The 17,437-nt window shown below is 65.6% G+C and carries 18 protein-coding genes; 10 read left to right on the top strand and 8 right to left on the bottom strand.

Annotation, left to right across the window (positions count from 1 at the left end; genetic code table 11):
• The first annotated feature begins 119 nt into the window (after window positions 1-119).
• The 3 genes from cysS (at window position 120) to Q8M85_RS11190 (ending at window position 4,067) form a co-directional block, all read left to right on the top strand.
• Window positions 120-1,550 (top strand): cysteine--tRNA ligase, encoded by a 1,431-nt coding sequence (gene cysS, locus Q8M85_RS11200; RefSeq protein WP_371135234.1) that lies wholly within the window; start codon window positions 120-122, stop codon window positions 1,548-1,550.
• A 145-nt stretch (window positions 1,551-1,695) separates the two neighbouring features.
• Entirely contained in the window at window positions 1,696-3,318 is a 1,623-nt protein-coding gene (gene cimA, locus Q8M85_RS11195) for a citramalate synthase (RefSeq protein WP_305544294.1), read from the top strand.
• Window positions 3,315-4,067 (top strand): squalene/phytoene synthase family protein, encoded by a 753-nt coding sequence (locus Q8M85_RS11190; protein WP_305544291.1) that lies wholly within the window; start codon window positions 3,315-3,317, stop codon window positions 4,065-4,067. Before cimA ends, Q8M85_RS11190 begins: the two co-directional genes overlap by 4 nt.
• A gap of 85 nt (window positions 4,068-4,152) precedes the next feature.
• Here the strand turns inward: Q8M85_RS11190 and Q8M85_RS11185 are convergent, their stop codons facing one another.
• Window positions 4,153-5,361, bottom strand: coding sequence for an MFS transporter (locus tag Q8M85_RS11185; protein WP_305544288.1), 1,209 nt, complete (start codon window positions 5,359-5,361; stop codon window positions 4,153-4,155).
• 84 nt (window positions 5,362-5,445) lie between these two features.
• Between Q8M85_RS11185 and Q8M85_RS11180 the strand changes: the two genes are divergently transcribed.
• A complete protein-coding gene (locus Q8M85_RS11180) occupies window positions 5,446-6,075 on the top strand; it encodes a DNA-3-methyladenine glycosylase (protein WP_305544285.1) in 630 nt (209 codons plus the stop codon).
• Entirely contained in the window at window positions 6,075-6,740 is a 666-nt protein-coding gene (locus tag Q8M85_RS11175) for an alpha/beta hydrolase (protein WP_371135232.1), read from the top strand. Before Q8M85_RS11180 ends, Q8M85_RS11175 begins: the two co-directional genes overlap by 1 nt.
• Before the next feature lie 92 nt (window positions 6,741-6,832).
• On the opposite strand, the gene Q8M85_RS11170 is transcribed toward Q8M85_RS11175, so the two are convergent.
• From Q8M85_RS11170 to Q8M85_RS11160, 3 genes are all read right to left on the bottom strand, one after another.
• The gene (locus Q8M85_RS11170) at window positions 6,833-7,804 is read right to left on the bottom strand and encodes an ROK family protein (protein WP_305544279.1); all 972 of its coding nucleotides are present in this window, start codon (window positions 7,802-7,804) and stop codon (window positions 6,833-6,835) included.
• A gap of 85 nt (window positions 7,805-7,889) precedes the next feature.
• Window positions 7,890-8,918 carry a LacI family DNA-binding transcriptional regulator gene (locus Q8M85_RS11165; RefSeq protein WP_305544312.1) on the bottom strand — a complete coding sequence of 343 codons (1,029 nt, stop codon included), beginning with the start codon at window positions 8,916-8,918 and terminating at the stop codon, window positions 7,890-7,892.
• A gap of 78 nt (window positions 8,919-8,996) precedes the next feature.
• Window positions 8,997-9,122, bottom strand: a complete 126-nt coding sequence (locus tag Q8M85_RS11160) for a hypothetical protein (RefSeq protein ID WP_305544276.1) — start codon at window positions 9,120-9,122, stop codon at window positions 8,997-8,999.
• Between the two features lie 46 nt (window positions 9,123-9,168).
• Between Q8M85_RS11160 and Q8M85_RS11155 the strand changes: the two genes are divergently transcribed.
• The 3 genes from Q8M85_RS11155 (at window position 9,169) to Q8M85_RS11145 (ending at window position 11,927) form a co-directional block, all read left to right on the top strand.
• Window positions 9,169-9,939, top strand: a complete 771-nt coding sequence (locus Q8M85_RS11155; RefSeq protein WP_305544273.1) for a GNAT family N-acetyltransferase — start codon at window positions 9,169-9,171, stop codon at window positions 9,937-9,939.
• 110 nt (window positions 9,940-10,049) lie between these two features.
• A complete protein-coding gene (locus tag Q8M85_RS11150) occupies window positions 10,050-10,832 on the top strand; it encodes a phytanoyl-CoA dioxygenase family protein (protein ID WP_305544270.1) in 783 nt (260 codons plus the stop codon).
• 102 nt (window positions 10,833-10,934) lie between these two features.
• On the top strand, window positions 10,935-11,927 hold the full coding sequence (locus tag Q8M85_RS11145) for a tellurium resistance protein (RefSeq protein ID WP_305544267.1): 993 nt from the start codon (window positions 10,935-10,937) through the stop codon (window positions 11,925-11,927).
• Window positions 11,928-11,948: 21 nt separating this feature from the next.
• Here Q8M85_RS11145 and Q8M85_RS11140 read toward each other — a convergent pair whose 3' ends face one another.
• On the bottom strand, window positions 11,949-12,644 hold the full coding sequence (locus tag Q8M85_RS11140) for a type 1 glutamine amidotransferase (protein WP_305544264.1): 696 nt from the start codon (window positions 12,642-12,644) through the stop codon (window positions 11,949-11,951).
• Between the two features lie 156 nt (window positions 12,645-12,800).
• On the opposite strand from Q8M85_RS11140, the gene guaB reads away from it, so the two are divergent.
• Window positions 12,801-14,249 carry an IMP dehydrogenase gene (guaB, locus tag Q8M85_RS11135; RefSeq protein WP_305544260.1) on the top strand — a complete coding sequence of 483 codons (1,449 nt, stop codon included), beginning with the start codon at window positions 12,801-12,803 and terminating at the stop codon, window positions 14,247-14,249.
• On the opposite strand, the gene Q8M85_RS11130 is transcribed toward guaB, so the two are convergent.
• From Q8M85_RS11130 to Q8M85_RS11120, 3 genes are all read right to left on the bottom strand, one after another.
• Window positions 14,234-15,313, bottom strand: coding sequence for a zeta toxin family protein (locus Q8M85_RS11130; RefSeq protein WP_305544257.1), 1,080 nt, complete (start codon window positions 15,311-15,313; stop codon window positions 14,234-14,236). The genes guaB and Q8M85_RS11130 overlap by 16 nt on opposite strands.
• A 180-nt stretch (window positions 15,314-15,493) precedes the next feature.
• Complete coding sequence (locus Q8M85_RS11125) at window positions 15,494-15,715, bottom strand: hypothetical protein (RefSeq protein WP_305544254.1); 222 nt, start codon at window positions 15,713-15,715, stop codon at window positions 15,494-15,496.
• Window positions 15,716-15,778: 63 nt separating this feature from the next.
• Window positions 15,779-16,135: a hypothetical protein gene (locus tag Q8M85_RS11120; protein ID WP_305544251.1), complete on the bottom strand. Its 357-nt coding sequence runs from the start codon at window positions 16,133-16,135 to the stop codon at window positions 15,779-15,781.
• 51 nt (window positions 16,136-16,186) lie between these two features.
• Between Q8M85_RS11120 and Q8M85_RS11115 the strand changes: the two genes are divergently transcribed.
• Window positions 16,187-17,332 (top strand): RsmB/NOP family class I SAM-dependent RNA methyltransferase, encoded by a 1,146-nt coding sequence (locus tag Q8M85_RS11115; protein WP_305544249.1) that lies wholly within the window; start codon window positions 16,187-16,189, stop codon window positions 17,330-17,332.
• Window positions 17,333-17,437 lie beyond the last annotated feature (105 nt).

Raw genomic sequence — 17,437 nt, 5'->3', positions numbered from 1 at the left:
GGTTGTTGATCGGGCTTCGCCCCGCAACCGCCGGCGCCCGCCCCGCGCCGTCAGCAAAAACAGCATTCCGCTTCCGCGGAATTTCCGTCAGCGTTCCAACCTCTTTCCCTTTTTCTTTCATGGCCATCCAGCTTTTCGACTCGCTCACGCGGGAGATCCGCGCACTCCGCGCCTCCCACGCCGACGGCGTTTTCCGTTTCTACAACTGCGGCCCGACCGTCTACGCCCCCGCGCACATCGGCAATTTCCGCACCTTCGTCGTCAACGACGTCCTCCGCCGCCTCCTCGAACTCGAGTTCGGCGCCGACAAGGTAAAACACGTCCGCAACCTCACCGACGTCGACGATCGCACCATCGGTCAGACCCAAAAAGAGAAGCGCCCGCTCGCCGAAATCACCCAGAAGTGGACCGACAAATTCCACGCCGATTGCGCCGCGCTCAACTGCCTGCGCCCCCACGCCGAGCCCACCGCCACCGGCTACATCAAAGAGCAGGTCAACATGATCGAGGTGTTGATGGAGAAGGGTAACGCCTACCGCGCCGCCGATGGCTCCGTTTATTTCAAAATCGAGTCCTTCCCCGGCTATGGCGGCCTTTCCCGCATCCGAGAGCGCGAACTCAAAATCACCAACGCCGTCGCCGATGCCGACCACAAGGACTCCGTCTCCGACTTCGCCCTCTGGAAAGCCTACAAGCCCGCCGAAGACGGCGACGTGAAATGGCCCGGCCCGCGCGGCGCCAGCGAAGGCCGTCCCGGCTGGCACATCGAGTGCAGCGCCATGAGCAAATCGCTCCTCGGTGACACGATCGACCTCCACACCGGCGGCGTCGACCTGCTCTTCCCGCACCACGAAAACGAGATCGCGCAGAGCGCATGCGCCCACCCGCACGGCGACTTCGCCCACTATTGGCTGCACAACGAGATGCTGCAGGTCGAGGGCAAGAAGATGTCCAAGTCCTTGGGCAATTTCTTCACGGTGCGGGACTTGCTGGATCAGGGGATACCGGGCGAGGTGATCCGGTTCGTGCTTCTGATGACGCATTACCGCAGCCCGATGGACTGGACGGCTGAGAAGGCACGGCAGGCAGAGGCGACGTTGAGGAAATGGCGTGCGGCGACGGGGTCGATAGAAGTTTCCGCACCGCTTCCAGGGGTGGTAGAGGCGCTTGCGGATGACCTGAACACAGCAGGTGCTCTGGCCGCACTTCATGCGGCGGCGGGCGTCGGGGATTGGGCAGGGCTTAAGGCATCTGCACAGCTGCTCGGTCTGCTCGGCCCCGATACTGCGGATTGGAGTTGGAAGAAGGTGGAGGCGTCCTTCGGTACGGTCTTCGTAGCTGGAGAAGGCGATCAGGATCGGTTCTTTGCACTGGTCAAAGCGTTTGCCGAAGTTTGGCAGGCTCGTCGCGCGGAAAAGGACTATGCCGCGGCTGATCAGATAAAGGCCACAGCGGCGCAAGCGGGCTTGGAGCTCAAAGCAGTACCGCAAGGCGTCATGGCTGAAATGCGTCCCGACTTCGACCCGGCCAAGCTGGAGGCGCCGCAGTGATCTCTCGTGCACCCCAAAATTCTTCGAAGAAATTTGCAAAATCCTTCGAAGGATTTTGGCACTCAAAAGTTAACACCACACTAACAGAAAAATCCAAGCCCTTGCAAATGCAAGACTATCCCGGTTTGTCCACCGTGGACACACAATGACCCGCGACCGTCTTTTCCTGTTTGACACCACCCTGCGCGACGGTCAGCAGACCCAGGGCGTCCAGTTCTCGACCGCCGAGAAGCAGCAGATCGCGACTGCCCTCGACTCCCTCGGGGTCGACTATATCGAGGGCGGCTGGCCCGGCGCGAACCCCACGGACTCCGACTTCTTCGCCGCCCCCCCGCAGACAAAGGCCACCCTCACCGCCTTCGGCATGACCCGCCGCGTGGGGCGGTCGGCCGAGAACGACGACGTCCTTGCCGCCGTCCTGAACGCCGGCACCCCCGCCGTCTGCCTGGTCGGCAAGACCCACGATTTCCACGTCACGACCGCCCTGGGCGTCACCCTGGACGAGAACCGCGACGCCATCGCCTCCTCGATCCGCCATCTTGTCACCAAAGGCCGCGAAGCCCTGTTCGACGCCGAGCATTTCTTCGACGGCTACCGCGCCAATCCCGGCTACGCCCTGTCTTGCCTGCACGCCGCCCTGGACGCCGGGGCCCGCTGGATCGTCCTGTGCGACACCAACGGCGGCACGCTTCCGTCGGACGTGGGCCGCGTCACGTCCCAGGTCATTGCGGCGGGCATCCCCGGTGACAGGCTGGGCATCCATTGTCACGACGACACCGGCAACGCCGTTGCGAACTCCCTCGCCGCCGTCGAAGCGGGCGCGCGGCAGATCCAGGGCACCTTGAACGGGCTGGGAGAGCGGTGCGGAAACGCGAACCTGACCACGCTGATCCCGACGCTGATCCTCAAGGACCCTTATGCCAGCCGACTTGAGACCGGCGTCACGCGTGAGGCGCTGGCGGGCCTGCTCAAGACCTCGCGGATGCTGGACGACATCCTGAACCGCGTCCCGCTTCGCAGCGCGCCCTATGTCGGGGCTTCGGCCTTTGCTCACAAGGCAGGCCTGCACGCCAGCGCGATCCTGAAGGACCCGACCACGTATGAACATGTGAACCCCGAACTGGTCGGCAACGAGCGCGTCATTCCGATGTCGAACCAGGCGGGGCAGTCGAACCTGCGCGCCCGCCTCGCCGCGGCAGGGATCGCCGTTGACCCGAAGGACCCGCGTCTTGGCCGGATCATCGAGGTGGTGAAGGCGCGCGAGGACCAGGGCTATGCCTACGACGGTGCGCAGGCCAGTTTCGAACTGGTCGCGCGGCGCGAGCTGGGGCTGTGCCCGGAGTTCTTCGAGGTCAAGCGCTACCGGGTCACGGTCGAGCGGCGGAAGAACAAGTACGATCGAATGATCTCGCTTTCGGAAGCCGTCGTTGTGGTCAAGATCGGCGAGCAGAAGATGATGTCGGTCAGCGACAGCATGGACGAGGCCGGGTCCGATCGCGGGCCGGTCAATGCATTGGCGAAGGCTTTAGGCAAGGACCTGGGGCCGTATCAGGCCTGCATCGACGACATGAAGCTGGTCGACTTCAAGGTGCGCATCACCAATGGCGGGACCGAGGCAGTGACACGCGTCATCATCGACAGCGAGGACGGGCAGGGGCGGCGCTGGTCCACTGTGGGGGTCAGTGCGAACATCGTGGACGCCAGCTTTGAGGCGCTGCTTGATGCGATCCAGTGGAAGTTGATCCGCGATTTCGGGGCACCGAAGTGAGTGTCGCGGCTTGCGCCGCGCTGGTCCAGCGCGGTGACCCGGACCGGTTCCGCGCGGTGATGGCGACGCCGGTCGAGGCACGGGCGCAGCTATTCCCGCTTTACGCCTTCAACCTTGAGATCGCCAGAGCGCCGTGGGTGACGCAAGAGCCGCTGATCGCCGAGATGCGGCTGCAGTGGTGGCGCGATGTGGTCGAGAATACTGCATCGGGTGCCGCGCGGGCGCACGAGGTCGCAGGGCCGCTGCATGATCTGATCCGCGACTTCGGGCTGCCGGTCGAGGTCATGGATCGTCTGATAGCCGCGCGCCGGTGGGATATCCATCGTGACTCCCATGCAGGGGTGGACGGGCTTTCCGACTACCTGGAGGATACCGGCGCGGGGCTGATGTGGCTGGCGGCGCGGTCCCTGGGCGCGCCGGACGCGGCAGAGACGCCGGTGCGGGCCTATGGTTGGGCCACGGCGGCGGCCATGTATATACGCGCCGTACCAGAGCTGGAGGCTCGGGGGCGGCAGCCGTTGCCGCAGGGGGTCAACTCTCGGAACCTTGCGCGGCAGGGACTGGAGAAACTGGCCGGGGCGCGGCAGGCGCGGAAGGCGGTGCCGAAGGGAATAGCTCCAGCACTTCTGGCGGGCTGGCAGGCGGAAGGCCTTTTGCGTCAGGCAGCTGGCGGGCGAGCCTTACCCGAACTCCCCGAGGCGCAGAAGCGGTGGGGGCTCTTGTGGCAGGCCGTCAGCGGGCGCTGGTAGGCAAGGGCTCCTCGTTCGACTTCGTCTCCTCTTCGCATCGCGCAGGCGAGCGATGAGCGCATGAAATGCGACGAAGAGCGATCGATCAGGCGCGCCGGGTTTCCTGCGGCCGCAGCCAGAGCCAGATCAATGCGCCACCCGCAAGGATCAGGAACGGCAGCATCGCAAGGTTGACCATCTGCCAGCCGGCCTGAACCGAACCGCCGGAGCAGTTCATCAGCCCACCGGAGGAGAACGAGGCCATCGTCACGCCGCCGAAGACCACTAGGTCGTTCAGGCCCTGCAGGCGGCCGCGCTCCTCGGGGCGTTGCGCGCTGGTCAGCATCGTGGTCGCGCCGATGAAACCGAAGTTCCAGCCGAGGCCAAGGAGGATGAGCGCGATGAAGAAATTCTCCAGCTGCACGCCAGCCATCGCGACGGCCCCGGCAGCGGCCAGGATGGTCAAGCCGAGGGCGATGATCCGCTCGGTCCCGAAGCGCGCAATCAGGTGGCCGGTGAAGAACGAGGGCGCATACATCGCAAGGACGTGGGCCGTCACCACGTCGGCGGCGTTGCCCGTGTCGAATCCGCACCCTACAACCGCCAGCGGCGAGGAGGTCATGACCAGGTTCATCAGCGCGTAAGAGACGGTCGCGCAGATCATGGCGACAAGAATGGTCGGATTGCGGATCAGCTCGGACCGGCTGCGGCCAAGCGGGCTTCCTTCGGCGGGAGGCCGGGGCTTGGGGATGTCGAGCGCAAGGAAAAGGAACGAGCCAACCAGGTTCAGGACGATGACGACGAGGTAGGAGCCAAGGAAGGGCACGGCCATTTCGTCCGCGGTGACCTTGACCAGTTGGGGGCCAACGACGGCGGAGAGGAGACCGCCGGCCATGACCCAGCTGATTGCCTTGGGTCGGAACGACTCGGACGCGGTATCGACGGCGGCAAAGCGGTAAAACCCGTTTGCGGACATGTAGATGCCGGACACAAGCGCCCCCAGGCAGAAGATGGTGAAACTGGACGTCGACAGGCCGTAAGCGCCGATGGCGGCCCCGACGGCGCCTCCGGCGGCGCCGAAGAAGAAGCCCGCCCGGCGGCCGAAACGCTGCATCAGCATGGAGAGCGGCGTCGCGGTCAGCATCGAGCCGACGACCATCATGGTGATCGGCAGCGTGGCCCAGCAGACGTTCGGCGCAAGCGACGAACCCGCCAGGCCGGCGATGGTGAAGATCATCGGCAACTGCGCGCCAAGGATGGCTTGGGCGGCGACGAGGACAAGGACGTTGCGACGGGCGGCAGAGTCATTTGACATGGGCTATCGGTAGAACTGCCCAAGCGGAGGGGCAAGTGGAAACGTCGGTTGCCTCCGGCGGGGATATTTGGGCAAAGATGAAACATGCCGGGCCGGATCATTCATTCGCTGGACTGCGTTGCGGAAGGAGCCGAGTGGCTTGGGCGCCGCGAGCCGGCCTTTGCACGCGCGCTGCCCTTGGTGGGGGAGTTGCCCTTGCGGCGCGAGGCGGACGGCTTTCCGGCTTTGCTGCGCGCAATCGTGGGGCAGCAGGTCTCGGTCGCCTCGGCGCGGGCGATCTGGGGGCGGCTTGAGCGACTGGGGCTTACCGAGGCGGCGGCGATGGCGGCGGCGTCGGACGACGACTGCCGGGCAGCAGGGTTGTCCCGGCAGAAAGCGAAATACGGGAGAGCTTTGGCGCAGGCGGGCATTGATTTCAATGCGTTGCGGGGCTTTCCTGATGCAGTGGTCGTGAAGACTCTGGTCGCGGTGCCGGGAATTGGCGTCTGGACGGCAGAGATCTATGCGATGTTCGCTTTGGGGCGGGCGGATGTGTTCGCTCCGGGCGATCTGGCCCTGCAGGAGGCAGCGCGGATGCTTTTCGGGCTGGAGGCGCGGCCGTCGGAGAAGATGTTGCGGGCGATGGCCCAGGACTGGTCGCCCTGGAGGTCGGTTGCGGCGCGGATTCTTTGGGCCTACTACCGGGTGGCAAAGGATCGGGAAGGGGTTCTGTGATGCGGGAGTTGCGCTACGGGCGTGCTGGGGTCGACAAGGGGCAGGCCGTTGGTCTGGTTGTGTTTCTGCACGGCTATGGTGCGGATGGAAATGACCTGCTGGGCCTGGCGGACCCGATGGCTATGCACCTGCCGGGGGTGGCCTATGCCGCGCCCGACGCGCCCGAGCGTTGTGCGGGGGGAGGGTTCGGCTATCAGTGGTTCCCGATTCCGTGGCTGGACGGCTCGCCTCAGGCGGCGGCGGATGCGGGGCTGGTGGCGGCGACCGATGACCTCAACGGCTTTCTGGACCGGGTGCTGGCGGACGAGGGGCTGACGCCGGACCGGCTGGTGCTGGTGGGTTTCAGCCAGGGCGCGATGATGGCGATGCATGTGGCTCCGCGCCGGGACAAGGAGGTTGCCGGCATCGTTGCCATTTCCGGGCGGCTGCTGCGGCCGGAGGTCCTGACCGCGGAGGTCAAGGTGAAGCCGCCCGTGCTGCTGATCCACGGCGACCAGGACCCGGTGGTGCCGTTCGCGGACATGTCGAAGGCGGGAGATGCGCTGACTGCGGCGGGGTTCCCGACCTATGGGCACATCATGGCAGGCACTGGCCACGGCATTGCGCCGGATGGCCTGGGCGTGGCGCTGCAGTTCATTCGCGAGCGGCTGGGGATTGGTCGCTAGATCGTGTATGCACGCCTGCTAGTCGTGGCTGGACCTACTTGCAGAAGGCGCCCTATCACTTTGTTTTGGATGGAAAAACATGAACCCATCCGTCAATCTGCCGCCTCGAGGTAGACCGCGCAGCCGGTGAGGGCGGCGTAGTCGTCTTCGACCACGGTGACCGAGAAGTCATTTTGCAGAAGGTCCACCCGGCGCGCCTCGCGGAAGGATTTTTCCAACCCAAAGCGGGCGAAATGCGGGGTCATCGCGCGGGACATGCCGCCGATCAGATAGATCCCTCCGTAGGGCAGATGGATCAGGGCAAGGTCGGCGAGCATCTGGCCAAGGATATGGACATAAAGCTTCGCGGCATGAGCAGCGATGGCGTCGCCGGCATCGAGGGCCGCAAGCACCTCGGCCGAGGTCAGGCTGGACGGATGTCCCGCAGCATAGGCGGCAAAGGCGTGAAGGTTGGCCAGGCCGCGACCGGCGAGGACTTCCTCGACCCCGGCGTGGGGAACATCGCCTTCCGCGCGGAGTTTCTGCTCGATGAAGCGGATGAGCTGGAAGTCTTCCTCAGTCCGCACCGGCATGTTCACATGGCCACATTCCGACGGCGGCACGACGCGGCCCTTCGCGGCGGCATGCACGGGCGCGGCGTTCACGCCCGTGCCGAGCCCGACGACAAGCATCGAGCCTTTGGTCTGCGGCCCGTCGATCACGCGGCGGAGGTTCGCCTCGGCGATATGGCCAAGTGCCTGACCCTGGGCCTGAAGGTCGTTCAGAATCGCCACCCGGGAGGCGCCGGTGGCGCCGGTCAACTTGGCACCGTCAATCACCCAGGAGAGGTTCGTCATCTCGGCCACGCCATCCTGGACCGGCCCGGCAGCGGCGACACAGACGCCCGAGACCTTGGCCCCGGTCTGGTCCAGATAGTCGCGCAGCACCTGGGCGATGTCCTGGCCGCGGGCCTGATATTCGGCATTCGGGAAGCGGCGGATCGAGTCAAGCTTGACCGAGGTACCTTCGGCCAGGGCAACGCGGGTGTTTGTGCCGCCGATGTCGGCAAGGATTGCAAGGGTCATGGGCCGGGTCCGTCGGTAAGGATCATCACGGGTGATACGGGGAAACGGCAGGTCGCGCCAGTGTCATCAAAGCGCTTCGGGCAGGCTAGCGCCGGGGCGCCGGGCCGGTGGACATGCCTTCGACCAGTTCGGCTTCCAGCAGATGTTCGGCGGGCGGCTGGTCCGGGTTGGCGATGCGGTCCAGAAGCAGTTCGGCCACCAGCTTGCCCGCCTCGCGCACCGAGGAGCGCATGGCGGTGAAGATCGGCGTTCCCTCGCCGTTCTTCATGTAGCTGAGGTCGTCGTCGAAGACGATCAGCGAGACATCGCGACCCAGGACCAGCCCGGCCCCTTCGATGGCGCGGCGCACCCCCATGCCCGAGATCATCGAGGCCGCAAGAAAGGCGGTGGGCGGGTTCGGCAGGGCCAGCATCCGCTCGGCGGCACGGAAGCCTGCGACTTCGCTCATTTCGTCGGAAGACATGAGCGTAGCTTCAGGTTTCACCCCCCGCTCTTCCAGTGCTTCGACATAGCCACGGCGGCGGCGGATGGCGAAGTCCATGTATTCCAGACCATTGACCAGCGCGATCCTGCGGTGGCCAAGGTCAAGCAGATAGTCGGTGGCGCGCAGGAAGGCGCGACGGTTGTTCACGTCAAGCCAGGAATAGGGCGCCGTGGTGCCGGTGGCGCGGCCGTGGACAACGAAGGGCAAGCCGATCTCACGCAAGAGCGGGATGCGGGGATCGTTTTCACGCGGGGAATGGACGATCACGCCGTCCACATTCCCCTTCACCTTCATCGCACGGTAGGTCTGCGCCTCGTCCTCGTCGGGGACGACCGAGAGGAGCATGTCATAGTCGTTGCGGCTATATGTCTCACCGGCCCCTGCGATGAAATCGGCGAAGACGGGGTTTACGATCTCATGCCGGGTGGCAATGGGGATGACGTGGCCCACGGCCATCGCGCGGCCGGTGGCCAGGCGGATGGCGCGGGCGTTCGGGTGGTAGTTGTGCGCTTTGGCGGCGGCCATCACCCGTTCGCGAGTGGCCTCATTCACCTCGGGGTAGCCGTTCAGCGCGCGCGAGACCGTCGTCGGCGAGAGGCCGAGCTTCTGGGCGAGTTCCTTCAGGTTCATCGCGGGGCGGCTACTCAATACGGTTTGGACCGGGGGACCATAGCCGCGGGGGCCGGTGGCGTCAAAGATTAACGCGGGTCACAGCCGGATAAGGGCGAGAAGGCCGAGCCAGAAAAGCGAAAGGGCCAGCGCGATCAAGGCGGGAACCCAGAGGGTAAGCCGCGGGGTGGGGGCCGGGGTCGTGCGAAGCGTGACGCGTTTCATACGGTCATTAAGGGCATGGAAAGGTTTCATCGTCGTTAATGCGCGCATGTTCGATTTCGGCGAAACCGGGGGCTTCCAGGCCTTTCAGCAAAGCGTGCCCTATGCCGCAGCGGTGACAGGCTGCGGTGGGCGTGTGTGCTGGCTGGATGGTGTGCTGGCGGTGGAGCGGGGGCCCCTGCGACTGGTCTCGCGGGTCGGGGGGCAGGACCGGGCGGGGCTGCGGCGGCTGGCGCGCTGGCAGGGGGTGACGGTGGTGACGCCAGAGGCAGGGGTGGCCGGGTTCGGCCTGGTTCCGCTGATCACGCCGATGCACCATGCGGTCTGGCGGCTTGGTCCAGACTTGCGGGCGGGGATGTCCGGCAAATGGCGCAACCGGCTGGTCGCGGCAGAGCGGGGCGGGGTCCGGGTCCGGCAAGGCGGGCAGAAGTGCATGGAGGCCCTGCTGGCGGCAGAAGGGGAACAGCGTCGTCAGCGGGGGTATCGGGCGCTGCCAGAGGGGTTTTCGCGTGCCCTGCCCTTAGGGGCCTTGCGGCTTTGGGAGTGGCGGCAGTCAGGGACCTTCGGGGCAGGGATGGGCTTTGTCGTGCACGGGACTTCGGCGACCTACCACCTTGGGTGGGCGTCAGACGGCGCCAAGGCGTCGGGTGTGCATGGGGTCATGCTGATGCGCGCGGCCGAAGCCTTGCGGGCCGAGGGGGTGCACTGGCTGGACCTCGGCTCGGTCGATGCCGAAGCCGCGCCGGGGCTGGCGCGGTTCAAGCTGGGCACCGGGGCGGACCTGCGGCGGTTGGGCGCGACCTGCCTCGTGCTGCCCTGACTTCCCCTCACCCCCCGCCCCTCACCCCCCGGGGGAGGGGGGCGTCCCTTTGGCAGGCCTTGCACCCCCCAAGCGCGCGCGGCAGGGTAGCGGCAACAGGGAGGTGCCGCATGGTCACGGTGACGGAGGACATGGTCGAGGCGTATCAGCGCGACGGTGTTGTGCTGGTCAAGGGGCTTTGGGCCGACTGGGTCGAGATGCTGCGGGCGGGTGTGGCGCGGAACATGGCCGCGCCGACGCACCAGATGGCGACGCTGAAGCCGGGAGAACCGGGGTATTTCTTCGATGACTATTGCAACTGGACGAAGGTGCCGGAGTTCGGGGCGGTGATCCGGCAGTCGGGGGTGGCCGAGGTTGCGGCCAGGCTGATGCGGTCAGAGCGGGTGCAGATCTTCCACGATCATGTGCTGGTGAAGGAACCCGGCACGACCAAGCCGACGCCCTGGCATACGGATGGGCCGTATTATTTCGTCGAGGGCAGTCAGACGGTAAGCTTCTGGTCTCCGCTGGACCCGGTGAAGGACGCGGCGCTGCGCTGTGTGGCGGGGTCGCATCGGTGGGAGAAGGACGTGCTGCCCACGCGGTGGATGTCCGAAACCAACTTCTATCCAGGCGAGGACGACTACATTCCGGTGCCGGACCCTGAGGCGGAGGGAATGAAGATCCTGGAATGGGAAATGGAGCCGGGCGATGCGGTGGCTTTCAACTTTCGCACGCTGCATGGGGCGCGGGGCAACACGACGACCAACCGGCGGCGGGCGTTCTCGCTGCGCCTGGTCGGCGAGGATGCCCGGTACGTGGCGCGGCCGGGGCCGACCTCGCCGCCGTTTCCGGGGCATGGGATGGTGGCGGGGCAGCGCCTGCGGGAGGACTGGTTTCCGGTTCTGCGGTGATCTGTCCACGCCGGACAGGTCCAGCCGTTTGAGGAAGATCAAGGACTTGGGCGTGGACATTCAGCAAGGCTTAACCATGACCAAATCTGTCGGGAGACATGCATGACAATAGCCCCACGCCCGAAACGCTACCCTCCACCCGAGTTTCCCCCGCGGCAACCGACGATGTTCGCAAAAACGCCGCCCGCGATCTTTCCGTCGATCCTGGGGCTTCTGGGGCTGGTGATTGCGCTGCGCCTTGCCCTGGCCCGGCTGGGATGGGACCAGGGTCTGGCGGACCTGCTGGCGGGGATTGCCGTGGCGCTGTGGCTTTTCGCGGCCGTGGCCTACCTGGCGAAGATCGGGCGAAGGTCGGGCGTTGTAGTCGAGGACCTGCGGGTCCTGCCTGGCCGGTCGGGATTGGCCGCGATGACGATGGGCGGCATGGCTTCGGCCACGCTGATCGCGCCCTATGTGCCCGAGACGGCCTGGGCGCTGATGGTCATGGCGCTGATGGGCCATCTGGCGCTTGCGGTGCAACTGATCCGGCTGCTGGTCTCGCTGCCGCCGCCCGGACGTGACGTCAACCCGACCTGGCACCTGAGCTTTGTGGGCTTCATCGTCGCGGCACCTGCAGCGCTGGCGACAGGGTGGGGCTGGCTGGCTGTGGCCTTGTTCTGGGCCACCTTGCCGGTCGCGCTGGTGATCTGGGGATTGAGCGCCCTGCAGTTCCTGCGCCAGGTGCCGCCCGCGCCGCTGCGGCCGCTGCTGGCGATACATGTCGCCCCGGCGGCGCTGATTGCGACAGTGGCGGCGCTGCTTGGGATGCCGGTGCTGGCGGGGGTCTTCGTGGTCATGGGGGCAGGGTTGACCGCAACGCTTGCGGTTTCGGCACGCTGGGTCGGCGCGGCTGGCGTAAGCCCGCTGTGGGGCGCGTTCACCTTTCCGCTGGCGGCGCTGGCGACGGCGATGCTGGTCGTGGGCGGTGTCTGGACCGTGGCAGGACTTGTGCTGACTGCGGTTGGGCTGGGCGTGATCCCGGCGATTGCGTGGTGGGTCCTGAAGCGCTGGCCGGGCGGCAAGCTTGCAGCGGTCACCAACGCGGCCGAAGCCTAGGACCCGGGGCGGGTATCCTTTTCAGATCAGCGAAACCCAGGCCCGCGCGAGGGTCAGACCATGGCCGTCGGCCTTGATGCCGCGAGTGCGGGCCAGCTCGGGGTGGCGCGTGATCCAGCCGGGGGACATGCGGTCAGTCAGATCGGGGAAGGTGCGGGTCCAGTCCTGGACCACGCTGCGGCTCGCCTCGAAATGGAACTGGGTGCCATAGGTCGCCCGGCCGATGCGGAAGGCCTGATGCGCAGCTGTCGGGCTGTGGGCGAGATGAACGGAACCTTCGGGCAGCGTGAAGGTGTCGGAGTGCCACTGGAAGATCGGAAAGGTTTCCGGCACCTGCGACAGGACCGGGTCGGCCCGGCCGTCCGTGGTGAGGGTCACATCGACCCAGCCGAATTCGGGCGCAGTGCCGAGGTGGTTTTCCGCCCCGAAGGCACGGGCGAGAAGCTGGGAGCCGAGACAAATGCCAAGCACGGGTTTCCCCGTGGCGGTGTAGGCGGCCATGAGGTCCGCCAGCGCGGGCAGATAGGGGTGGGTATGGTCATCGCGCGCCGACTGCTCGCCACCGAAGACGACAAGCGCATCGGCCGCGTCGGTCGTGGGCAGGGCGTTGTCGGCCCAGGGCTTCCACAGGTCGATCAGCGCGGCCTGTTCGTGCAGTGCGACCCCGACCTGGCCGTGGTGAGTGATCCGGGTATTCTCGACGATGGCGACGCGCATGGGGTGTCCTTTGTGCCTGCCTAATCTGCATGGGCCGCAAGCGGGAGCAAGGGGCGTCATGCGGGGCATGGCAGCGGGCGGATTTGGCCTTGCATTGCGCCAAGCGCCGTGAAAAGGGGAACCGCCAAACGAGGCTTGCTCCCGGAGGGAAAACCCATGGAGATTCGTGAGGCTCTCACCTTTGACGACGTGCTTCTGGTGCCAGCGGCATCCAGCGTTCTGCCGTCGGATGCGGACACGTCGACCTGGGTGACCCAGTCGATCCGCATGAACATTCCGCTGTTGTCCAGCGCGATGGACACGGTGACGGAAGGCCGGATGGCGATTGCCATGGCGCAGGCGGGCGGGATCGGGGTGATCCACCGCAACCTCGATCCCGAGGCCCAGGCGCGCGAAGTCCGTCGGGTGAAGCGGTTTGAATCGGGCGTGGTCTACCAGCCGATCACGCTGACGCCGGACCAGACTTTGGCCGATGCCAAGGTGCTGATGGATCGCTATTCGATCACCGGCTTCCCGGTTGTCGACGATTTGGGTCGGGTCCTGGGAATCGTGACCAACCGGGACATGCGCTTTGCCAGCGATGACAAGACGCCGGTGCGGGTCATGATGACCTCGGAGAACCTGGCGGTCCTGCGTGAACCCGTGGACCGGGCCGAGGCGATTTCCCTCATGAAGGCGCGGCGGATCGAAAAGCTGCTGGTCACGGACGGGCAGGGCAAGCTGACCGGGCTTCTGACACTCAAGGATACCGAAAAGTCGGTCCTGAACCCGCAGGCCTGCAAGGATGAGTTGGGGCGGCTGCGGGTCGCGGCGGCCTCGACAGTGGGGGATGCGGGGTTCGAGCGGTCGCAGGCGCTGATCGATGCCGGGGTAGACCTGGTGGTTATCGACACGGCGCACGGCCATTCCGAAGGGGTGGCCCGCGCAGTCGAGCGGATCAAGAAACTGTCCAACCGGGTGCAGGTGGTGGCGGGGAACGTGGCGACGGGTGAAGCGACGCGGGCGCTGATCGGCGCCGGCGCGGATGCGGTGAAGGTCGGGATCGGCCCAGGGTCGATCTGCACGACGCGGATCGTGGCGGGCGTGGGTGTGCCGCAGTTGACCGCCATCATGGACAGCGCACGGGCCGCGGGAAATGTTCCGGTGATCGCAGATGGCGGGATCAAGTATTCCGGCGATTTCGCCAAGGCCATCGCGGCGGGGGCGTCTTGCGCAATGGTGGGCAGCGCGATTGCGGGCACGGATGAGAGCCCCGGCGAGGTGATCCTGTGGAACGGGCGGTCGTTCAAGGCCTACCGGGGGATGGGGTCGCTTGGCGCGATGGCGCGGGGGTCGGCGGATCGGTATTTCCAGAAGGATGCGGCCAGTGACAAGCTGGTGCCCGAGGGGATCGAGGGTCAGGTGCCCTACAAGGGCAGTGCAGCGGCGGTCATTCACCAGATGGTCGGAGGCCTGCGCGCGGCGATGGGCTACACGGGTTGCGCCACGGTCGCCGAGATGCGGACGCAATGCCAGTTCGTGCGGATCACCGGGGCTGGGCTGAAGGAAAGCCACGTCCATGACGTGCAGATCACGCGGGAAAGCCCGAACTACCGGGTCGGCTGACCGGCGATCTGCCTGACGAGGGTGACCAGGCGGTCGGCCCGAGCCGCGAGGGCAGTCTGGCCCGTGGCCTCGGGTCCGGCAATGATGTCATCAAGGTCGGCACGCAGTCGGGCGATCCACAGATCGGCAGCATCCTGGTCTGCACTCGAGGCAGGGTCGGTCAGGTCGAAACCGGCGACTGGATCGGCAACAAGCGCGCGCAGGTGGATGTCGAACGCCATGAGCCGGTTCCAGGGCCAGGCTGGAGTGTTTCGGAACGCGATCCAGGGATGCGCCAGCAGACTGTCCCAAAGAGCCATCAAGTCGGACAGATCTTTGGGGGATCGGGCGCGCGCACGCTCGATCACCAGGGATTCGAAGGCAAAGGGTGGAGACACCCATTGGCGGCCCGATCCACTGATCTCGACGGTGTTTTCAAAGCAGACCAGACCATCACGGTCGATGATGGCGATGCGGTCGAAGGTGAGCGCATCCTCGGCTCTGGCCACCAGAGCAGGCCAGCGGCGGCAGGTACTGAGGACGTTCTCGAAGGCGACGGCGGGATCGGTCAGCCGCTCCACATTCAGCGCAACGAGGCGGCGTCTGATGGTGGCAAGCCAGCTTTCCTCGACCGGCAGGGCCAAAAGGACACATTCGACACGGTAGCCAAGTGCACGGGCAACCAGTGCGAGACCCTCAATGTTGCCGGGGCTGGGAAGTTCCCAGACGATATGTGCCCGCAATCCGATTGCGTGATCGACGAGGGCATCAATATAGCCTTGACGGATCTGGCCCCGGAATTCGTCCAACGTGGGTAGCAAGTCCGGGTCGTCAGGGTCAGTGTAGAGTTCGGGCAGCAGCGCAGAGAGATCGTCGCTGCAGATCCGCTGGCTTTGGTCCGGTCCCAGTTCGGCGAGAAACTGGTTGATATGCGTGGTCTTGCCGCTGCCTTGCTGTCCACAAACGAATATCCAGCGTGCCGCCGTCGTTGCCCCAGCGGTGACAGCAAGTGATGGGTGAATCCGGTCACGATAAATCGCGTCCCAGTCCATCGATTCAAGATCAGCGCTATGGTCGTCTGACATGAAGCGAAAGTTCCGTCTTTCACACAGGGGGAGCGCCACGTCCCGTTGGTCATGTCAAATCAGTCGGACTTGGGTCGGCCACTACAGAGCGGAAGACTGTTCTGAAAGCCAACACCACCGCGATGCAAGCAATGCAGAGGCGCCCTAACGCGGTGGGGACTTGACGCTACTGGCTGATGGCTAGCAGGATTCGCCGCTGTTGGGCGTGCAGGGAGCAGGATCATCATTGCCCGAAACCGCAATGCCGATGGCCAACAATATGAGCAATGGCACGATAGGATTGAGGGAGGATGCCGGGCGTTCGGCCACCACTTCGGGGTCTTCGGCAATGATGACCGGACCGCCAGCAAACGACGGGGTCGCCAAAGCACACAGGAGGGTGGCTGTCACAGTCTTCTTCATATCAATCGTAATCCCCGTGTCGAAGGTGGTGTCAATCAGGTTGGACTGACCGCGCCGTTGCCGTCAATCGATTTGCTCGCCGGAGTTGGTATTTGTTGAATCAGTCTGCCCGGATGATCCACCCGATGCAGCGATCCCGATGGCAACAAGGAAAAGCAGCGGTATGAGCGCCTGGTTCATTGATGAAGCAGGACGTTCGGCGACAATTTCGGACTCTTCGTCAACAATGACTGGGCCGCCAGCGAACCCTGGTGTGGTCAAGGCACAAATGAGAGTGGCAGTAAGCGTCTTGTTCGTCAAACCAACCTCCAGCATACATCTTTCGAACAGAAACTCAGAAATTGAATGGTGAATCAACGCCCGCCGGTTCGAATGACGGCGTTGAGAAAAGGCTGGAGAAGAAATGTCGGCTCTGAACATCGCATGCAACACAGGCGCGCCTTTCGGTTTCCGCCGTGCGAGGCCAGGGTCATGACCCCAGGGGCGCGTCTTTCCGCTGCGATCGCGGTGCTGGACCGCGTGCTTGGCGGAGAGCCCGCCGAGCGGGCCCTGACCAACTGGGGTCGGGCCAGCCGCTTTGCGGGATCGGGCGACCGGGCGGCCGTGCGGGATCTGGTCTATGATGCGCTGCGCAAGCGGGCCTCGTCCGCGGCGCGGGGGGGTGGGCTCACCGGGCGCGGGCTGGTTCTGGGACTGATGCGCGAAGCGGGACAGGAGGCGCTGTTCACGGGCGAGGGTCATGCCCCGGCAGTTCCGGCCCCGGAGGAGGTAGAGCGGCAGCCTGACGCAGAGGAGCGGCTGGACCTGCCGGTCTGGCTGATCCCCGAGCTGCGCAAGGGCCTGGGCACGGACACAGCCCCGGTGGCCGAGGCGCTGCGGTCGCGGGCGCCGGTCTTTCTGCGGGTGAACCTGGGCAAGACGGACCTGGCAGGGGCGCAGGCGTCGCTTGACGCGGACGGGATCAAGGCGGTGCCGCATCCGCTGGCGACAACGTCGCTGGAGGTCACCGGGAACGCGCGCAAGGTGCAAGGTTCCACGGCCTACCAGGAGGGACTGGTCGAGTTGCAGGATGCCTCGTCGCAGGCGGTGGTCGAGGCACTGCCGCTGGCCGACGGGATGAAGGTCCTGGATCATTGCGCGGGCGGTGGCGGCAAGACTCTGGCGATGGCGGCGCGGTCGAAGTTGCGGCTGTGGGCGCATGACGCCAGCCCCAGGCGGATGACGGACCTGCCAGAGCGGGCCAGGCGCGCCGGGGTGACGGTGGAACGGACCGAGCGGCCCGAGGCAGCCGCACCCTATGACTTGGTGCTGGTCGATGCGCCCTGTTCGGGATCGGGCAGTTGGCGGCGCGACCCGGAAGGCAAGTGGCGATTGACGCCGGAGATGCTGGAGCAGGTCCTGACCACCCAAGCCGCAATCCTGGACCGGGTGGCGCCGATGGTCGGAGCTGCGGGCTGGCTGGCCTATGCGACCTGCTCACTCTTGCCGCGCGAGAATCGCGCGCAGGTCGAGGCGTTCCTGACCCGTCATCCCGGCTGGAGGTTGCAGCGCGACCACGCCTTCACCCCTTTGCAGGGGGGCGATGGCTTCTATCTTGCACTTCTACAGAGAAGCTGACATCCCGGGTGCAACCTGGGCGTGCTTCCGGGCCGAGTTAACAGTCGATTAACCTTGTCCGGCGATGGTCCGAACCAGTCTGGAACGGATCAAGGCAGGGGCGGA

Origin of the sequence: Tabrizicola sp., from assembly GCF_030694085.1 — a bacterium.
In the GTDB taxonomy this organism is placed as follows: domain Bacteria; phylum Pseudomonadota; class Alphaproteobacteria; order Rhodobacterales; family Rhodobacteraceae; genus Tabrizicola.
This window is presented reverse-complemented; position numbering and strand designations above follow the sequence as displayed.